The organism is Cytobacillus gottheilii (assembly GCF_900166665.1).
GTDB classification, from domain to species: domain Bacteria; phylum Bacillota; class Bacilli; order Bacillales; family Cytobacillaceae; genus Cytobacillus; species Cytobacillus gottheilii_A.
Genome location: NZ_LT800494.1, coordinates 3,075,490 through 3,094,420 on the forward strand (window position 1 = coordinate 3,075,490; position 18,931 = coordinate 3,094,420).

At 36.8% G+C, this 18,931-nt stretch carries 17 protein-coding genes; 8 read left to right on the forward strand and 9 right to left on the reverse strand.

Annotated features, from left to right (window positions below):
* Positions 1-180 precede the first annotated feature (180 nt).
* Positions 181-537: a PilZ domain-containing protein gene (locus tag B7E07_RS15130; protein ID WP_080846808.1), complete on the forward strand. Its 357-nt coding sequence runs from the start codon at positions 181-183 to the stop codon at positions 535-537.
* A gap of 205 nt (positions 538-742) precedes the next feature.
* Here B7E07_RS15130 and B7E07_RS15135 read toward each other — a convergent pair whose 3' ends face one another.
* Positions 743-937 (reverse strand): hypothetical protein, encoded by a 195-nt coding sequence (locus B7E07_RS15135; RefSeq protein ID WP_080846811.1) that lies wholly within the window; start codon positions 935-937, stop codon positions 743-745.
* Between the two features lie 151 nt (positions 938-1,088).
* On the opposite strand from B7E07_RS15135, the gene B7E07_RS15140 reads away from it, so the two are divergent.
* Positions 1,089-1,268, forward strand: a complete 180-nt coding sequence (locus B7E07_RS15140) for a YkvS family protein (protein ID WP_080846814.1) — start codon at positions 1,089-1,091, stop codon at positions 1,266-1,268.
* 95 nt (positions 1,269-1,363) lie between these two features.
* Here B7E07_RS15140 and B7E07_RS24460 read toward each other — a convergent pair whose 3' ends face one another.
* On the reverse strand, positions 1,364-1,480 hold the full coding sequence (locus B7E07_RS24460) for a DUF6254 family protein (protein WP_257391463.1): 117 nt from the start codon (positions 1,478-1,480) through the stop codon (positions 1,364-1,366).
* 183 nt (positions 1,481-1,663) lie between these two features.
* Here B7E07_RS24460 and B7E07_RS15145 point away from each other — a divergent pair, with 183 nt between their 5' ends.
* Positions 1,664-2,275 (forward strand): CPBP family intramembrane glutamic endopeptidase, encoded by a 612-nt coding sequence (locus B7E07_RS15145; RefSeq protein ID WP_080846818.1) that lies wholly within the window; start codon positions 1,664-1,666, stop codon positions 2,273-2,275.
* A 98-nt stretch (positions 2,276-2,373) separates the two neighbouring features.
* The gene (locus B7E07_RS15150; RefSeq protein ID WP_080846820.1) at positions 2,374-3,075 is read left to right on the forward strand and encodes an ICP22 family protein; all 702 of its coding nucleotides are present in this window, start codon (positions 2,374-2,376) and stop codon (positions 3,073-3,075) included.
* A 413-nt stretch (positions 3,076-3,488) separates the two neighbouring features.
* Here B7E07_RS15150 and B7E07_RS15155 read toward each other — a convergent pair whose 3' ends face one another.
* On the reverse strand, positions 3,489-4,532 hold the full coding sequence (locus tag B7E07_RS15155) for a YkvI family membrane protein (protein ID WP_080846825.1): 1,044 nt from the start codon (positions 4,530-4,532) through the stop codon (positions 3,489-3,491).
* 286 nt (positions 4,533-4,818) lie between these two features.
* Between B7E07_RS15155 and B7E07_RS15160 the strand changes: the two genes are divergently transcribed.
* Complete coding sequence (locus tag B7E07_RS15160; RefSeq protein ID WP_080846828.1) at positions 4,819-6,954, forward strand: ATP-dependent Clp protease ATP-binding subunit; 2,136 nt, start codon at positions 4,819-4,821, stop codon at positions 6,952-6,954.
* Positions 6,955-7,306: 352 nt separating this feature from the next.
* On the opposite strand, the gene B7E07_RS15165 is transcribed toward B7E07_RS15160, so the two are convergent.
* Positions 7,307-9,001, reverse strand: coding sequence for a M3 family oligoendopeptidase (locus B7E07_RS15165; RefSeq protein ID WP_080846831.1), 1,695 nt, complete (start codon positions 8,999-9,001; stop codon positions 7,307-7,309).
* A gap of 573 nt (positions 9,002-9,574) precedes the next feature.
* A complete protein-coding gene (locus B7E07_RS15170) occupies positions 9,575-10,015 on the reverse strand; it encodes a MarR family winged helix-turn-helix transcriptional regulator (protein WP_080846834.1) in 441 nt (146 codons plus the stop codon).
* Positions 10,016-10,217: 202 nt separating this feature from the next.
* On the opposite strand from B7E07_RS15170, the gene B7E07_RS15175 reads away from it, so the two are divergent.
* Together B7E07_RS15175 and B7E07_RS15180 are read left to right on the forward strand one after the other, a co-directional pair.
* Entirely contained in the window at positions 10,218-11,714 is a 1,497-nt protein-coding gene (locus tag B7E07_RS15175; protein WP_080846836.1) for an ATP-binding protein, read from the forward strand.
* Positions 11,715-12,082: 368 nt separating this feature from the next.
* Positions 12,083-12,814 (forward strand): ZIP family metal transporter, encoded by a 732-nt coding sequence (locus B7E07_RS15180; RefSeq protein WP_080846839.1) that lies wholly within the window; start codon positions 12,083-12,085, stop codon positions 12,812-12,814.
* A 122-nt stretch (positions 12,815-12,936) separates the two neighbouring features.
* Here B7E07_RS15180 and B7E07_RS15185 read toward each other — a convergent pair whose 3' ends face one another.
* Positions 12,937-13,143 (reverse strand): aspartyl-phosphate phosphatase Spo0E family protein, encoded by a 207-nt coding sequence (locus tag B7E07_RS15185; RefSeq protein WP_139785642.1) that lies wholly within the window; start codon positions 13,141-13,143, stop codon positions 12,937-12,939.
* Positions 13,144-13,444: 301 nt separating this feature from the next.
* Between B7E07_RS15185 and B7E07_RS15190 the strand changes: the two genes are divergently transcribed.
* Positions 13,445-14,221, forward strand: a complete 777-nt coding sequence (locus tag B7E07_RS15190) for a carbon-nitrogen family hydrolase (protein WP_080846844.1) — start codon at positions 13,445-13,447, stop codon at positions 14,219-14,221.
* Positions 14,222-14,326: 105 nt separating this feature from the next.
* Here the strand turns inward: B7E07_RS15190 and B7E07_RS15195 are convergent, their stop codons facing one another.
* From B7E07_RS15195 to B7E07_RS15205, 3 genes are all read right to left on the reverse strand, one after another.
* Positions 14,327-14,899, reverse strand: a complete 573-nt coding sequence (locus B7E07_RS15195) for a DUF2087 domain-containing protein (RefSeq protein ID WP_080846846.1) — start codon at positions 14,897-14,899, stop codon at positions 14,327-14,329.
* A gap of 324 nt (positions 14,900-15,223) precedes the next feature.
* Positions 15,224-16,648 carry a PAS domain-containing sensor histidine kinase gene (locus tag B7E07_RS15200; RefSeq protein WP_080846848.1) on the reverse strand — a complete coding sequence of 475 codons (1,425 nt, stop codon included), beginning with the start codon at positions 16,646-16,648 and terminating at the stop codon, positions 15,224-15,226.
* Positions 16,649-16,901: 253 nt separating this feature from the next.
* Positions 16,902-18,698 carry a methyl-accepting chemotaxis protein gene (locus tag B7E07_RS15205; protein WP_176215217.1) on the reverse strand — a complete coding sequence of 599 codons (1,797 nt, stop codon included), beginning with the start codon at positions 18,696-18,698 and terminating at the stop codon, positions 16,902-16,904.
* Between the last annotated feature and the right edge of the window lie 233 nt (positions 18,699-18,931).

An 18,931-nucleotide genomic window follows, 5' to 3' on the forward strand; every position in this document is an offset into this window, starting at 1 on the left:
AATTGACCTGAGAGTAGGTCATTTGAAATTATTGTAAACAATTGTTATTTCTATTTTTATATTAATCTATTAATTCCGAAAATTAAAGTGGATTTGTATATTTTTTGAACTTGTTGAAATATGCTTTTATTTTCGATATTATTTTAGGAAAATTAAGACGAGAAAAAAGGAGTGATCCTAATGATGAGGTATAAACGTGATGAAGGTTTTCGCTTTCAATTTCGAAGCCCAATCCCTGGGTTTATTCTAAAACCGCAAGAAGAAAGTGAACCGATTGCCATCCTTATTCCTGATATGAGTCCAAATGGCCTTAAATTAATTACTGAAACAAAGCTTATGACCAATGAATTATATGAGGTGCATTTTACTCTTAATGATCAGAAGATGAGAGTACTAGGAAATATTGTTTGGATAAAACAAGTCGGAAACACCTATTCATACGGTCTTCAAGGATTAAATGACAAGGAAACAATGAAAGGGATTGTTGAGGGATTAAAGGTTTACTCGAAAAATAGCCTATCGTCCAATAGAAAATAAATTTAAGCAAGAGTGTTTAGAAAACATGCCGGCTGGCAAGCCTGCGTGGGAGTATTCCTGCGCTTAAGCTGCACAAAAATTTTATTCCAAATCAGGAGCTGCTTCTTCAGCCCTGCTTATGGATCCTTTCCAATAGGATTAAAAAGGGGAGTGCTCCCTTACAGATTTTGCATCAGGTACTCCCTTTCCGCTTATTTATGACAGCTTAACTTCTCGGTTCGGCCAGATAGTGATACAAAACATCCCCGTTTCTTTGAGCAATTCCACGGTAATGCTTAAAGTCTTCCCTGCTTACCAAGATACTTCTTAAAGGCAAAAAATCCTCTTTCTTCACATAGTACTCTGACAGTTCTCCATTTTTCAGTTTGTCTAAGATTTCATTTATATACTGTGTATCCATCCCTTAACACTCCTTAACGGATTATAGCCTAATCATTCATCAACCTTAGGTGAATTAACGAAATATAGATAAAATTCTTTACGAATTGAATATTATAGTGCAAAATATAAAATAAATCTACATGAATTTGGCAAGAAAAGGGGAGAAGCTGTTGAAAAAGGCTGAAGTTGGAAACATAATTGAATTCCGTGAAGGCTTACAGGGAATCGTCGAGAAAGTCAATGAAAATTCTGTTATTGTTGATTTAACCTATATGGATAATTACCGCGACCTGGAGCTGGAACAAAGAACTGTCGTCAACCATAAAAACTATAAGATTGTAAATAACTAACTATATAGAAACAACTTTCTATGAATAAAATCCCTGTCACTGCAGACAGGGATTTTATTTGTTTTAAACAAGAAATATGGAGCATGTTTATTAGTTTATGACTCATCTTCAGACTGTGATAATTCCTTAAATGATTTCACCTTACCATGCGGATGCTGATCCTGTTTTCTTTCTTTCCATTCACGCTCTTTTTCACGCTTTTGCTTTGTCATTCTCATTCCTCCTTCCTAATTAGATGCTCGTATTTTTCCAATACAATCATTCCCTTATACTAAATGACCTGTGGTTTTTTTCTGTGGCTCTCTTCACAAAGTAATCTGCAAGGCTTCCTCTGAAGACAGAAGTACGCTAAAATAAGGATTGGTTTTCTTTTAAGGAAAGGAGGTATACTAATCATGACTGACATATTCCGTGATATCAGGCTACTATTCGCACTAATTCTTGCACATGGTCTAATGTTTTTTACTTTTTCCGATCGGAATGTGTTTTGGTACATCTTTTCAGCAGCCATGCTTTTCCTAATTAGTTATGCAATCTTGAATGAAGATGTTGAAGATGAAGAGCCCTTTTGGACCTATATTTTATATGGAATACTGTCTGGAATCCTCTTGTTTGCTGTTTTTTGGACAGGCTATCAGCTTATGTCGTTCATTGGACTTCCTGTTAAAGAAAGTGCAGTTAAGCTTTATCGTGATTTTTCTCCAGTCAACCTCTGGCATTATATTATCATGCTGCTCATTATCATACCTGGTGAAGAAATATTCTGGAGAGGTTTTGTACAAAAAAGATTGATGCGCTTTGCTGGATTATTTCCAAGTATTCTCATAGCTTCACTGCTTTATGCTTCTGTTTCTCTGTATGCTGGAGAAATGATTTTACCCTTAGCTGCATTAATAGGCGGTTTATTTTGGGGGATTTTGTATGCTTGGAAACGAAGTATTCCAATGCTCATTGTCTCGCATTTAATATTTGATCTGTTTTTATTTTTGTTATTTCCATTAGTGTAAATTTAAAAATTCTACAAATAATGTTTTTTTGTAACATTACATTAAAAAAAACGTCATATTTAGTAGAACAAATTTCTGCATTAGGAGGACTGCATACGATGAAACCTTTAAAACTTCTATTTATGAGTGTATTATTTGCTCTGCTGCTTGCAGGCTGCGGCACAGCTGATCAGGCTGAAGAAACTGAAAACAGTTCTGCAGATCAAAATACAGAAACAGAAGAATCTCAGGATCAAACAGATCGTACTCAAGGTGAGGAGAATCAAACTCCCGATCCATCAGAAGCAGATGAGCCAATGGAAAATGGAGACGAAAATGATAGTGACCAAATGATTCGACTAATGGAACAAAACCTTCAGTATGAACAAGACGGTGAAATGAAAGAAGAAACGGCATTCTTAAAGAATAGTGATAATATGAACTATTCGTTATATGTTTTGCCGGATTATGAACTTACAGGCGAGGAACCGAATAAAGATGTTCTTTTCTTTAAGGAAGATGATCACCATTTTATGAGAATTGAGCTTATTCCTGAAGGACAGGATGAAGATATGCTTGAAGAAAATACGATTGCCCAGCTAGAGGCAGTAAGTGAGGACGTTCAGTCCATTGATCCTCCACAAGGAGAAGCCTTCCAAAACACTAAAGGCTTTACAGCAGATAATGGTGAAGATGCAGTGGCAGCTTATATTATTCATAACGATCAAGCTGATGTTAAAATTTCAATCTTCTCGAAAACCGGTGCACAGCATCAAGATGCCTTCTTAAAAATGGCCGCAACCATTATGGAAGAGGGATGAGGCTGGGACATAAGTATTTAACACACTCATAGAACCGAATGGTTAGGAAGTTATCTTTCTAATCATTCGGTTTTTATGATTATAAAATTTATTATATGAACATGAGTGAAATGGAGCGGAGGACCCTCGACTCCGGTGGGCAATAGAGGAAAAGGTGAGACCCCACAGAAGCTTTGCTTCGAGGAGGCTCAGCTTCCTCCCCACGGAAAGCGAGGGGCCGCAGCGCAATTGAACGGACTTGTTTAAACACCCAAACCAAGATAGTGAATATTCGTGTTTTAGAAAGATTAATTTCGTTTTGTCCCAGCCTCTTGGCGCTCCTTTTTACTGTAAGTAAGGGGGGATTTTCCGGTTATCTCTCAAAATCCCGCCTATTTTCAGATGTTTTGAACAAATAGCCAAAATTCCTCCCTCTATTTTTGCTCTCGGAATGGTTTCATCCAGAGCACAATAATAAAACCAAGGCTTACATACCCAAATAAAGGATACATATAGGAAAGCAATGTTCCATAATTAATCATGCTTGCCAAATAACTGATAACAAAAATAAACGAAACTGTTACCATCGCTGGCATATTGATATATTGACGAATTTGGCGCTCTAATCCAAACGCATTGCCAACAACCGATGTCAAGATCTCACCATAAATAACAAATACAAAAATCCAATAAAACGATGCAGCCAAGGTTTTCATAACCACTGCCATTGGAATATTATACGATTCTACATCCGGAAGCATGACCAATGCTACATGACTCGAAATAAGGATTAAGGTTAATGCTGCTCCTCCTAAAATGCCTCCCCATTTAATACTCTGATCATCTTTTATATCTGAAGCTACAGGAACAAGTACAGCTTGAGACAGCGCTAAATTAAGAGCTGTATACGAAAAAGGAGCTATGACTGCCTTCCATCCGTCATCGGCATACGGGATATATGCTACTCTCTCCCAAAAGTCAGGAAGCTGCATGGAAATAAGCATCAGCATAAAACTAAAAACAATCATCATGGGTACGACAATTATATTGATCGCAAATAAGCCTTTAATCCCCCGAAGAATGGTTAACAACGATATAGCGATGGTGATTAGCACCCCGATGGTTTTTGAAATGCCAAGCTGTTCCTCAAACACTGCCCCCGCTCCTGATAACATGACTGCACATACACCTAATAACATAATCAGCATAAATAGATTTAACATGGTGCCAAACAACTTTCCAAATAAATACTCATTTAATTCCTGATATGATTTTGCCTCGATTTGAGCTGCAATTCTCATCATTTTTGAACCCATAAAAATAAAAATATACCCACTCATTAAAATCCCCACTAAACCGAAAATGCCAAAACGAGAGAAAAATTCAACGATCTCCCGACCTGTAGCAAAACCGGCACCAACAACCGTACCAACATATACAGCAGCTATTTGAAAGGCAGCAGCCCAGTTTGTTTTCAAGTATATCTCTCCCTTCCCTTTCAAATATATGTGAAAAGGGACAAACAATGACGAGCATTTCCTACTATATTCTGATTTTCCCACCTCAATTTTGCAGCTTACAGAAAAACTTTAGCAGAGTGAAAAATATCATCGTGTTGACGGCCACTCACTATTGGACGTTTCCCTATATAAAAAGCTCTATGTTTTAAATGAAAATAATACCATAATCAAAACACTTGAAAGTCAGTAAAGGTCAAATTATAATATAGTCAAAGATAGTCAAAGTCAAAAGGGGGAACTTATCATGAACTGTCAAAAATGTCAGCAAAACACAGCATCTGTTCAAATGGTGTATCGGGTAAATGGAAATGAAACCAAGCTTCAGTTATGCCATAGCTGTTATGAAGCTGAAAAACAAAAGGCACTCCCTGCTTTTGGTCCATCATCACAGTATTTTTCAGGATTTAACGGGATGCCTTTCGACTCATTATTTAATCAAATGAAGAATAACGAAAATATATCTGATACACCAACAGCTAACCGCCAGCAAAACAGAAGCGGTTTTATAGATCAATTCGGACGAAACTTAACTCATATGGCAAAGGCAGGACTTATTGATCCGGTCATTGGCCGAGATGAAGAAATTAAACGAGTAATAGAAATCCTTAATCGCCGCACCAAAAACAACCCAGTATTAATTGGAGAGCCTGGTGTTGGGAAAACAGCCATTGCAGAAGGTCTTGCACTGAAAATCGCTAATGGCGAAATTCCTAAGAAACTAGAAGGTAAAGAGGTTTACTTGCTTGATGTTGCTTCTCTTGTTTCTAATACGGGAATAAGAGGACAATTTGAAGAAAGAATGAAAAAGCTAATTCAAGAGGTTCAGTACCGTAAAAATATCATTTTATTCATTGATGAACTCCACCTCTTAGTCGGTGCAGGATCTGCAGAAGGCTCTATGGATGCCGGCAATATTCTGAAACCTTCCCTTGCACGAGGAGAACTGCAGCTAGTTGGGGCAACTACTTTAAAAGAATATCGAACAATTGAAAAGGATGCAGCCTTAGAACGAAGATTTCAGCCTGTTCATGTAAAAGAGCCATCCATTGATGAAGCGATATCGATCTTACACGGATTAAAAGCAAAATTTGAAGAATATCATCAAGTAACATTCAGTCAAGAAGCCATTGAAGCATGTGTGCGTTTGTCACATCGCTATATCCAGGATCGTTATCTTCCAGATAAGGCCATTGATTTAATGGACGAGGCTGGATCAAAACTCAATCTTGAATTAAAACACCAGTCACATGAAGTTCTGGAAACAAAATTAAAAGAAATTCATATTCGAAAGGAACAGGTTTTAAAAGAAGAAAATTATGAAGAAGCCGCCAAACTTCGAGAGAAAGAGCTACTTCTGGAGAAGAAGCTCAATGACCCAGCTAAACCTGAAAGGTTAACAGTTGATGTGCCACTGATCCAGCAAATTATTGAGCAAAAAACCGGCATTCCAGTCGGACAGCTATTAGACGATGATAAATCTAAGATGCAAAATCTAGAACATAACCTAACTAAAAAAGTTATTGGTCAAAAAGAGGCTGTCACTAAAGTAGCAAAGGCAATCCGCCGCAGCCGTGCTGGTCTTAAACCAAAAAACCGTCCAATTGGCTCATTCTTATTTGTTGGACCAACAGGGGTTGGGAAAACAGAACTGACTAAAACGCTTGCTGAAGTACTTTTTGGAACGAAAGAAAACATGATTCGTCTTGATATGAGTGAATTCATGGAAAAGCATAGTGTTTCAAAAATTATAGGTTCACCTCCAGGCTATGTCGGACATGAGGAAGCTGGACAGCTCACTGAAAAAGTGCGCCGCAATCCATATAGCATTATTCTCCTTGATGAAATAGAGAAAGCTCATCCTGATGTTCAGCATATGTTCCTGCAAATACTTGAAGATGGACGATTAACAGACAGTCAGGGCAGAACGGTCAGCTTCAAGGATAGCGTCATTATTATGACGAGTAACGCTGGTATCAGCCATAAAGAAACAAAGGTTGGTTTTGGCGCACAATCAGCTGTAAATGAAGCAACTATTTTAGATTCTTTAGGAGGATTTTTCAAGCCTGAGTTTTTAAATCGTTTTGATAGCATTATTGAATTTAAATCCTTACAGCCTGAAGATTTATTGAAGATTACTGATATACTCCTTGCTGATCTAATTCATTCGTTAAAAGAACAGCAAATAGAATTGCAAATTGATGACATTGTGAAAGAGAAGCTCGCAGAATTAGGTTATGACCCTAAGTTTGGGGCACGTCCGCTCAGAAGAGTGATTCAAGATCAGCTCGAAGATGTAATTGCTGACTTTATTATTGACCAGAAGGATTGCAAACGTCTGTATGCTGTTCTTGAGAATGATAAGATCGTGATTAAAGCTTAAACATTTCTTTTTATACTAATAAGGGGCTGGGAAAAAACGAAATTAATCTTTCTAAAACACGAATATTCACTATCTTGTTTTGGGTGTTTAAACAAGTCCGTTCAATTGCGCTGCGGCCCCTCGCTTTCCGTGGGGAGGAAGCTGAGCCTCCTCGAAGCAAAGCTTCTGCGGGGTCTCACCTTTTCCTCTATTGCCCACAGGAGTCGAGGGGCCTCCGCTCCATTTCACTCATGTTAATAAAATATATTATATAATCATAAATAAAAAAACCGAATGATTAGAAAGATAACTTCCTAACCATTCGGTTCTATGAATGTGTTAAATACTTATGTCCTAGCCTCTTTTTCATTCATTACAATGCTTTATCATCAACAGCAGAAAGCCATTGATCAATTTCACTAACAACAGATTGAACACAGCCATCTTCAAATGGAGAGATTAAGTTTGCCTCTTTCACAAGTCCTGTAAATGGCAGGCTTCCTCCCAATTTACAGAGATGTAAATAATCCTTCCATGCTTGTTCTTGATTTTCTCTAGACCGTTTCCAAAATTGGAAGGCGCAAATTTGTGCTAACGTATAATCAATATAATAGAAAGGCGAATTATATATATGACCCTGACGCTGCCAGAAACCGCCGTTCTCTAAATATTCATTTCCATCATAATCTCGATGAGGCATATACTTCTTCTCAATTTCTCTCCAGGCATGCTTTCGCTCTTCTGGTGTCGCTTTATAGTTTTCGTAAACCCAATGCTGAAATTCATCGACTGCAACTCCATATGGCAGGAACAATAAGCCTGAGCTTAAATGGGAAAACTTATATTTATCTGTATCCTCTTTAAAGAAATTCTCCATCCATGGCCATGTAAAAAACTCCATGCTCATTGAATGAATTTCTGCTGCTTCATAGGTTGGCCAATTATATTCTGGGATTTCAAAATGACTGCTTTCATAAACTTGGAACGCGTGACCTGCTTCATGTGTAAGCACATCTATATCACCTGAAGTTCCATTAAAATTGGAAAAAATAAATGGAGCTTTGTAATTTTCGATGTATGTACAATAACCGCCGCCAGCTTTCCCTTTTTTCGCAACAAGGTCCATTAAACCATTATCGTTCATAAAAGCAAAGAATTTACCTGTTTCTTCTGAAAGCTCATCATACATCTTTTGTCCATTGGCTACGATCCATTCTGGATCACCTTTTGGAACAGCATTGCCTGTGCTAAAAACAAATCCCTCATCGTAATATTTAAGCTGATCAACACCAATTCGCTCACGCTGGCGCTCTTTTAACTTGGTAGCAAGCGGTACAATATATTCCTTAATCTGATTTCGGAAGTTCTTTACCATCTCCGCATTATAATCGGTACGATACATACGGTGATATCCTAACTCTACAAAGTTCTTGTAGCCCAATTTATGAGCAATTTCTGTACGCAGCTGAACAAGTTCATCATAAATTCTGTCAAGCTCCTCTTCAATTCCGGCAAGAAAACCAAACTTTGCTTCACTTGCCTTTTTCCGCATTTCACGATCTGTTGACTCTGTAAACGGATCAAGCTGAGCTAGTGTCCTCTCTTCTCCTTCAAACTGAATTTTCGCTGACGCAATCAGCTTTGTATATTCTGAAGATAACTTATTTTCCTTTTGTAAGGAGGAAACTATTTCCGGAGAGAACACTTTCAATTGTGCATCTGCTAAATCAAATAGCTGTCTTCCCCATTTCTTCTCAAGTTCATCTCTAAATGGAGAGTTTACTAAGGCCTCATAATACTTCGTCATATACCCTTCAATTTGAGGCTGCACCTCATCCATAAAATCCTGCTCGGTTTTATAGAATTCATCATTTGTATCAATAGAATGACGAATATAGGTCAAATTAAACATCGTACTGAGATCATTACGAATGGCATTTAGATCTGTCATAGCCTGGTCCTGTTCTTCAATGGATGCAGCCTTTTTAAATGCCTCAATGGCTTCATCTAATTTTTTTCCTGCCAGGTCAATATCCGGCCGGACATATTGATAATCTTCAAATCTCATTTTTAAGCACTCCTTTTAACATGCGAAAAATTTTGAATATTAAATTGATTCTTATCGGGTTACTCATTCTGCAGCAAGATAGACTAGGGTATGCCCCTTTATTCTCCAGCCTATCAACATATTTTATTTCGACAGCGGAGGCTCATTTCCTTTTTCATTTAATGTTTTATCTTTCTTATTTTATACTTAATTTCCTATCAAATTTTTCTTCTTTCTTTCTAAAGCACATTCCATCTATCAAACTGGCGAATAAACCATAGCTTTTCAAACAAACATAAGATGTTCTATAAAAAATAATACTGTTTTTGTAAACATTGTTGCTGTGAACTTAAATGAGTAGAAGTTGATTTCCGCTCCAGGCGCTCGCTTTCCGCGGGTGGGCGCTGAGCATCCTCGTCACTTACGCTCCTGCGGGGTCTCACCTATCCCACTTCTCCCGCAGGAGACTCGCACCTTCTGCTCCATTCAACTAGTCTGTTATCAAATAGAAAACTTATCCAAAAACAACAAACTTTTAGAAAAGAGCTAAAAATAAAAACGAGCTCGCTATTTTAAACGAAGCTCGTTCAGGTACTAATACTTTCCTACTGAAAGTCCAACAGTCTTTAGAAGATCAATCGCTGTTTCCTTTTCTTCTTCACTCAGAACAGACATGATTTCATGTATTTTCTGCTCATGCTCAGGAAAGATACTTTCAATAAATTCTTTCCCTTTCTCGGTGATTTGTGCAAAAGTTACTCGACGGTCATTCGGACATGCGACTCTTCTCAAATAATCCTTCTGCTCAAGCTTATCCACCACATACGTAATGCTGCCGCTCGCTAGTAATATTTTTCCGCCAATTTGCTGAAGAGGCTGGTCTCCTTTATGATACAAAAGCTCTAAAACGGCAAATTCTGTCGGATTCAAACCATATGTTTGTATTCTTTTATTCACCTGTTCATTTATTGAACGGTATGCCCTAGAAAGAACAATAAATAGCTTTAGCGATTGGCCTATATTCTCAGAACCCATTTACTCCAATCCTTTACAAATTAATAGACAAAATTTCTTGAAATCAAGATAATTATAAGGAAGCACGTACAGCATGTCAATTTACTGAGACGGATTCATGAGACTTTTTACATACTTAATATGCCTCATCATTTTCATTCAGCTTTATCGTCCAAAAAATGGTATAATACATACAAATCTATGAAAAGTTCGGAGTATAATCATGACGAATAAATATCAAAACATTGCATTGTATCTCCTAATCGTTTGTTTACCCACACTGATTGGCGGCCTTTACTCTTTTTATCAATCAGCAGAAGAGGATTACAATCAGCGAGAGGAAGATACCTATTGGATTGCATCTGTTCACCAAAAAAGCTGGGATCAATTTATATCAGAGACATTTACGATGTTAGAGATTTTATCACTATCAATTAGAACAGATCAATCAGCAGATCGATTGCAATATCTTTTACAGGAAGCACATCGAATGGACCCCCGTTACGGAGGTATTTACTTGCTGGACCCAAGTGGAACGATCATGGCTGGCTCCAATTCATACCTAGAAAATGCTGATCTATCAGACACAGAATATATTAAAGAAATTAGAAAAACGAAAGACATTATTATTTCCAATAAAGAAGAAAAACTAATAAACGGACAAAATGTAATTGGAGTTGGAAAACCTGTTTTTTCTGAAAGTGGAGAGATGAGTGCTATTCTCATTGCCCATCTTCGCAGTGATTATATGGAGAATATTATGAAAGTATTAACTCCAAATACTAGTTTAACTCTATTAAACGCCGAAGATGAACTCATTTTTAATATTGTTTCTGCTAAAGAAGATTCTCATCATACAATTTCGGTACCGCTTGAAAGCTTGCCTTGGACTTTAGAAGTGAACATGTCCCCCAAAAATTCAGATACGATTTATAAGCAAGTAATGGCGGCACTTGCAAAATATTTAATCATTACACATATTATCTTCTTCTTTATTAAATACTTTATGCTGAAAAGGCAGGCACAGCAAGAAAAGAAGGAAAATGAGCTGCAGAAATTGGAGCTTGTCGGTACACTTGCGGCCAGCACAGCTCATGAGATCCGCAATCCATTAACTGGCATTAAAGGACTTGTTCAGTTACTGAGTGAAAAATATACCAGCTCAACCGATCAATATTATTTCTCAGTGATTAATGATGAGATTAATAGAATCAATGAAATTGTCAGTGAATTTCTTATACTTGGTAAACCAACCGCGCAAAAAAATGAAACGATGGATTTAAATCAAATCCTTAGTACATTAGATCCTTTAATTCGTTCTGAAGCGCTTATGAATCGAATAAATTATCAATGTGAGCTTCCGAATGACCCTACTTATGTAAAAGGTACAAAAGACCAAATGAAACAAGTGATCTTGAACATTACTAAAAATGCATTTGAATCAATGGAGGCTGGCGGAAGTCTCACCATTAAATTATCAGTCAAGAACAGCAAATGCCAAATAAAAATAATTGATACAGGCACCGGGATATCTGAACAGGCAATTAAAAAAATCTTTCAGCCTTTTTATACATCGAAAGATATGGGCACTGGACTTGGGCTCGTTGTTTGCAGAAGGATCATACAATCATTCGGAGGCGAAATTTTCATTACGAGCAAAGAAAACTTTGGTACTCAAGTCGATATTTTTCTTCCTTCGCAGGAGGATCAGGAGGAGTAAAATTGAAACGGAAGCAGAGCACAAGTCGCTCTGCTTTTTTCTTCACCTTCATGCAGTCTATTGCATATGATTGCATGAACGTTTTTTTTCTTGCTTCCATTGTTGTTTGGCATTAGGTTCGTAATGTTCTGCTGCTATCGCCTGAGCCTATTATGCCCCTTTTCTTTAGTCCCCCGTCATACATTTATCGCTGTTACGTAATACCAAATGATTTAATTGCTCTTTTTAATCTAGAATATTATGATAGTAGAATCGAGCATTAATTTTTGTAAGTTCATTATAAATCAGCCTTGAAGAAATTATCTTAATATTCTTTTTCTCATTTTTAACAGTATAGGTTTTTTGACAGAAAAGGAGAGGTGAATGTAATGTCTGAAGTCATCTTTGGAAGTGTACTCTCCGCATTATCAACAGGAGCTGGAGCTTTTATCATTCTGTTTATGCGCGGTTCGGTAACACATCGCTGGCGTGACGTATTGCTGGCATTTACAGCAGGTATTATGATGGCTGCTTCTACTATGGGGCTAATACCTGAAGCACTTAGTCTAGGGGGATTTTTTCCGCTGGCCATTGGGATCATTTTAGGTGTATTCACATTAACACTATTAGAAAAAAGGATTCCTCATATTGATTTAGAGCATTCCAAGAGCGGAATCGAGTTTGATGAAAAAGCGCTCCTCATTATTTCGGCTATTACGCTTCACAATATTCCTGAAGGGTTATCTGTAGGTGTCAGTTATGCATCCAGTACAGAGGATACCGGCAACTTAATAGCATTTGCCATCGGTCTGCAGAATGCACCTGAAGGCTTTCTCGTTGCCTTGTTTTTAGTCAATCAAAAGATCAGTAAGTTAAAAGCTTTCATTATTGCAACACTGACAGGAGCCATTGAAATTGTTTCTGGACTATTAGGATTTTTCCTCACTGCCTATGTTGCCAATCTGGTTCCATATGGATTAGCATTTGCAGCAGGCGCCATGCTATTTATCATTTATAAAGAACTGATTCCTGAAAGTCATGGAGATGGGAATGAACGCACATCAACATATTCCTTTATCACCGGTCTATTATTCATGATTTTATTAATTGAATTATTTTAAACTTACAAAACCGATTTATCTAAAATAAGTGCGGCGCCAGTCCAATTGATCTACCTAGAGGAATTTGGCGCCTCGCTTTATTAACGCTCATTAAACATTCAGCTCCAATGTCATACATGTCTCTATACAGCAGGATTTTTTAAATTTAATATAAGTTGTTTAAAAAGAAGTCTTATTTCTATTCTTCGCTCTTTTTGGCGTTGTAAATTGTATTGGTATTCTAGTATAAGTTTGTCCAGTTCCTGACTATGCCTAATTGCAATCTCACTGCTAATTCCATGGTTTTGTACTGATTGAATCATGATCTCCCGTTTCGCTTGAATTTCCATTAACAACTTTTTCCTATAAAACAACCTTGTTTCCTCCTAATTCTTTTCTCCGTTATCTTTACGTTTTTTTGTGACCACTTGAAGAATTATTACAAGAATTTCTAATATTGTAAATAGATTCGCAATATTAGACATTATTTTTTCAAAAAAAATGGCAATCGACAGTATTTATACCTATTTTTAATGATCGTTCGACAATTTTCCTTCATTTTCACAACATTCTTTGTAAAAATTTTATTAGAAATTTACATGAACTACATATTCAAATATGATAACAGTATAAAAGATGAGGAGGATGAATATGAAGTTAACCATTTCCTGTCTGCAAATGGATGTCTCTTTCGGAGATCCCAAGAAGAACTTTGATACAGCTCATAATATGATCATTGATGCTTGCAAAGCTGGCACAGATGTAATTGTATTACCTGAACTTTGGACAACTGGATACGACTTGGAAAATCTTTATCAACATGGAAATATACAAGAAGTGATTACTTTTTTACAGGAAGCTGCAGTAAAATATAATATTCATATTATTGGCGGATCTGCAGCCAATTTAGCTGGTCAGGACATATATAATTCAATGCCGATCATAGCCAGGAATGGTCAGCATATCCATACATACAGCAAACTGCATTTATTTAAGTTAATGGATGAACATTTATATTTAAAAAGCGGCCGTGAATCTGGTCTTTTCTCATTAGAAGGAAGGACATTTGCTGGTGTGATCTGCTACGATATTCGTTTTCCTGAATGGATTCGCAAGCATGTATTAGAGGGAGCAGAAATTCTCTTTGTATCAGCAGAATGGCCGCTAAAACGACTCGATCACTGGCGGGCATTGCTGATTGCAAGAGCGATCGAGAACCAATGCTTTATCGTAGCCTGCAACCGCTCAGGCCATGATCCTAATAATAAGTTTGCAGGACATTCTATGATCATTGATCCATGGGGCCAAATTATCAAAGAAGCAGGCTCAGGAGAAGAGATTCTGCAAGCAGAAGTTGACCTGAATCAAGTTCTGCAAATAAGAAACACCATTCCAATCTTTACAGATCGAAAACCTGACTTTTACTAAAGAGTACACTGAAAAAAACTCCTCACAGACTTTCCTATGAGGAGTTTTTTCCATATTGGATTTTCATGTTTCATTATACGATTCCCTTGTCTTGACCGTCTTTTATTACTCGCTTTTTGCCCACATTTCCTTTGGGTTTACTTCGTATATTCCATTATCTCTGTACATGTATTGATTAATGATAAACTCTCTTCGAATGGTTGCATAGTCTTCGTGGTATTTTTTTATCACTTCATTCACTTCTTTTTCCTCATATTTTTCCCCTATTTTAAAGCTTTGCATTAAATGCTCTAAAATGATTAGCTTTTTCTTTCTCTGCGCAGGAATGGACTTAAGAGTGCCATCTGCTGCAATAAAGTTCTTAATAATCTTCGCCGCTTCGTTATCCATAACAGTTAATTCCTCCTCTTCTTCCAGCATTTTTACTAATGATTTTGCCTGATGCTGCAGAACGGATTCATTCAGGTAAAAATAGATCGTGTTTTTATCACGACGCTGATACACAAGGTTAATGTCCTTTAATTTATTTAGATGATGTGTAATCGTTGGTGGTGTTAACCCCAGTTTGCCAGCAATTGCCTGTCCATGAAGTGGTCCTTTCGCAAGAAGATGCACAATCCTTATTCTTGTCGGGTCGCCCATTGTTTTGTGAAATGCTACAATTCTGTTTAATTGCACTTAATTAACTCCTCTAATCTATTTTAACGTTTATCTAATTAGATATATATCAAATTTATATGTTTTCGTCAATACCCATACTCAATTTTGAATGCCTGCATGTTTCTTGTGGCTTCCGGAACAAAAAAAAAGCCGCTGAGATGAATTTCTCAGTGACACTGCTATAAGATGAATTCAAACATCCTTCCGTTTCACATTCTAGCGCCTCAAAATAATATTTGTTGATTGGCTAACCTAAAGAGAACAAATGAGACTTCATCTCACTGCATGTGTGTAATTAGATGGCCATGATTCTATGAAACAATTGCTCCTGATGATTCTTGATTACGATATTTGTGAAACCGGCAAATAGACGTTAAATGAAGTTCCTTTTCCCACTTCGCTTTCTACCTCAATCCGGCCGCTATGTTCCTCTACAATTTTATAAGTAACCATTAGTCCCAGTCCGGTTCCTCTCTCTTTTGTCGTATAAAAAGGCTCGCCAAGCTTCTTCAATTTTTCTTTATCCATTCCGGCACCTTGGTCAATAATAGAGATTTTAATGTGCTCTTCTATTCTCTCAATATGGATTTTAATAAAACCGCCATTTGGCATTACTTCTATCGCATTTTTAATCATATTGATAAACACTTTTTTCAATTGGTTTGGCACACAAGTTATTTTGGTAAGGTTTTCAGAAAACTGTGTAATAAATTGAATATTATGTAAAACAGCTTGAGCAGAAAGCAGATCTAAAGTTTGTTTCATAATATTGGAAACATCTTCTTCTGAAAAACATAAAGCCTGTGGTTTAGATAGAAATAAAAATTCATTAATAATAGAGTCAATTCTTTCTAATTCCGTTGAAATAACATTAAAATACATAGAGAAATCCTCTTGAACCGAGCCTTCCAGTAATTGAATAAACCCTTTAAGTGCCGTCAATGGATTTCGGACTTCATGTGCCACTCCTGCTGCAAGCTCGCCTAATACATGCAAGGTTTCTGATTTTCTAAGCTGTTCCTCTAAAATCAGTCTTTCTGAGATATCTTTTAACGCCGTCACATTGAGTTTCGAAAAGACGTTATGCAGTGTTGAAAATTCAAATGTTTTTTCTATTCCATTTTTTTGTGTTAATTTAAAGGTTCCAGAAGTTCTGCCAACTCGGTCCTTTAATTGCTGCCGCTCTAATTGACAGACATTACATAAGTCCATTATTGGAGAGCCAATGATTGTCTCTTCGTCTGCATCAAGCATTTGCACAGCGGAAGGATTCATCTCAACAATCTCAAATCGTTCATTCCAAAGAACGAGTCCTTCTCTTGAACCTTCAAATAGATTCCGAAACTTATTTTCACTTTCCGCAAGCTCTCTTTCCCTATATAGATGACTATCAGCAGGATGAAAAATAGCCAAATGGCCATTCGCAATCACATTTAATTTTAAGGTAATAAATACAGGGATGCTCTCCCCATCAGGATAAGAAAATACAACTTCACCTTCAGCAGCCCCACTATTATATAACTCATGAAAGGTAGCGTAATATGCTGAATCTTTGTAAAAAAAATCATCTATTTTACATTTTTGCAGATCTGTATGGCTGCATCCAATAAATTTACACATAGCAGGGTTTGCAGAGATAATCATACCCTCTTGCCAGAAAAGAATTGGATCAGAAGTCTTCTTATAAAAGGTGTCAAATAATTTTTCCTTTTCTGCAAGAATTTCTGAAAATGCATGGATGCTCTTATCCTTGTATGATGTGTTCAATTTTCCCCCTCCTATGAACAGTCGAAATAGGATTCCATCTTACTTAATATAGTTCTACGAAGAAGAACAAATCCCTTTTTCTCTCTTTGATTTATAAATAGAATACTAAAATTTAAAGCCTTCCGGATAGCAAGTATACATAGCGAACAATCTAGTCTACTAATTTTGTCTTCAATTTGAGTATCTCTCTCATCCCTTTCTTAGGTATAGAAAAGAACGGTTCCTCGAATTTCACAGAACCGTTTTTTCTAGTTTAAATCTTAAATTTCATAATCATCACATTAAGCTGTTCAGCCAGCTCTGATAATGATTCCACATTATCTGAAATCTCTTCCATTGAATGATTCGTTTGTGTAACCGATGCACTTGTCTGTTCAATGCCAGCTGCGGACTGCTCAGATACAGCAGCTATGTTTTCAATTGCATGATTCATAGTCATAGAACGATCCGCCACAACTTGAAGGCTGTTAGAGATATCTGTCACATTGGAAGACATAATATTCACTGCATTATAGATCTTTTGGAATGTCTCACCTGTAACCTGAATTTGATTGGTTCCTTCTTCCACCTGGTTATATCCCAATTCTAAAGAAGCAACCACATTCGAAGATTCTTTTTGTATATTAGTAACAATACTTGTAATATCTTTTACTGAGAAAGAAACCTGTTCAGCTAGTTTTCTTACTTCATCAGCTACAACCGCAAATCCTCTGCCATGTTCTCCCGCTCTGGCAGCTTCAATAGCCGCATTTAAGGCAAGCAGATTGGTTTGATCAGCAATGTCCTGAATTACTTTTATCAGTTTTGAGATTTGCTTTGTATGATCGTCCAGTCCATTTACCCGTTCAACAGACGTTTTCACAATATCATTGATTGCAATCATTTGCTGCTGAGACTCCTTCATCAGCATGTCGCCTGATTTTGTCATATCCAATACATCAGCGGAAGCAGTTTTAATTTCTTCTCCGCTTTTTGTCGCATTGTTTACTTTGTCTAAATAATCTTCCATCATTTGTGCCAGTCCAGTCGCTGAGTTTGCTTGTTCTTCAGCACCGCCTGACAATTCCTGCATTGTTGAAGCCACTTGCTGTGAAGCGGCCTTCACTTCCCCGGCAGCCGTATTTAATTCACCGCTTCGGTCTGTCACATATTGGGAGACCGAAGTGATTTCTTTAATAATCGTTTGCAGATTATCCTTCATTTTATTCGTTGCCTGACTTAGCTCTGCAATCTCATCTTCGCCATCATAAACTAATGATTGAACATTTAAATTGCCTGAAGCAATTTCATTTGATACATGTACGATTTGCCCAAGTTTTCTTGAGATAATTCTTCCGATGATTAAGATGCTTGAAATTCCCAGGAAGGCTGAAACAACAATTGAGATTCCCAATACGATAAGCGTTAGTGTTAAACTTCCTTTCGCTGCAGAAATAGCATCAGCCTGCTGCGTATGTAAGTTCTCATTTAACTCATCTAATAGAGTCACAGTTTCACCTATAAGATTATCAACCTGTAATTTGCCAAGCCGATATTCACGAACATTCATCTTCTTCACTGCTGGCTCAATATCATTTAGAAAAGTGTCTGTGATGATTCCGTTATTTTCAATCACAACATTAAATAATTCTTTATTGTTTTTTTCAGTTAACAGCGGAGAAATAACCTCCGATTGCTGTATAAATTCGGTTGATAGTTCTGAAAATGTTGAAAGATGTTTAGGATTGCTATCAATAATATAATTTCCAATTGTACTTCCCTGGCGATGAAACACTGTTGTTACTTCAGAAATATTGACTGCTCTTTCACCAGCTTCTTCAACTGTGTTCATTTTAGAGCTCGCTAGTGTTAAAAGAACAAACGTTATGATTGTTGAGGCAGTAAAAAGGGCAATGGTTGTAAACAGAACAACGCCATATTTCTGACCTAATTTTAACTTCTTCCACCATTTAGAGCTCATTATTTTTTGCATATGCTCCGCTATTTTTCTTTCTCGTTTCTTTTCTATTTTTTCCTTCCCTTTCTTTTTAAAAACTTTTAGTCCTTTCATCACATTCCCCTCCTGGTCGTCTCCGAACTAGCGTGTCAATTGAACTATGTTTATATAACATTTTTACTATTATATGAATTCATTATAATCGATAAAATATGGCTTTTGAAGAATTGTTTTAACAAAAACAATATTAATACTTTACAAAAAATTTATAAACTAGGTATTTATGCTTATGTATTGGATAAAACTTGTAAGCCAACTTGTTTTTACCTCTATAATGTCTGTTTTAA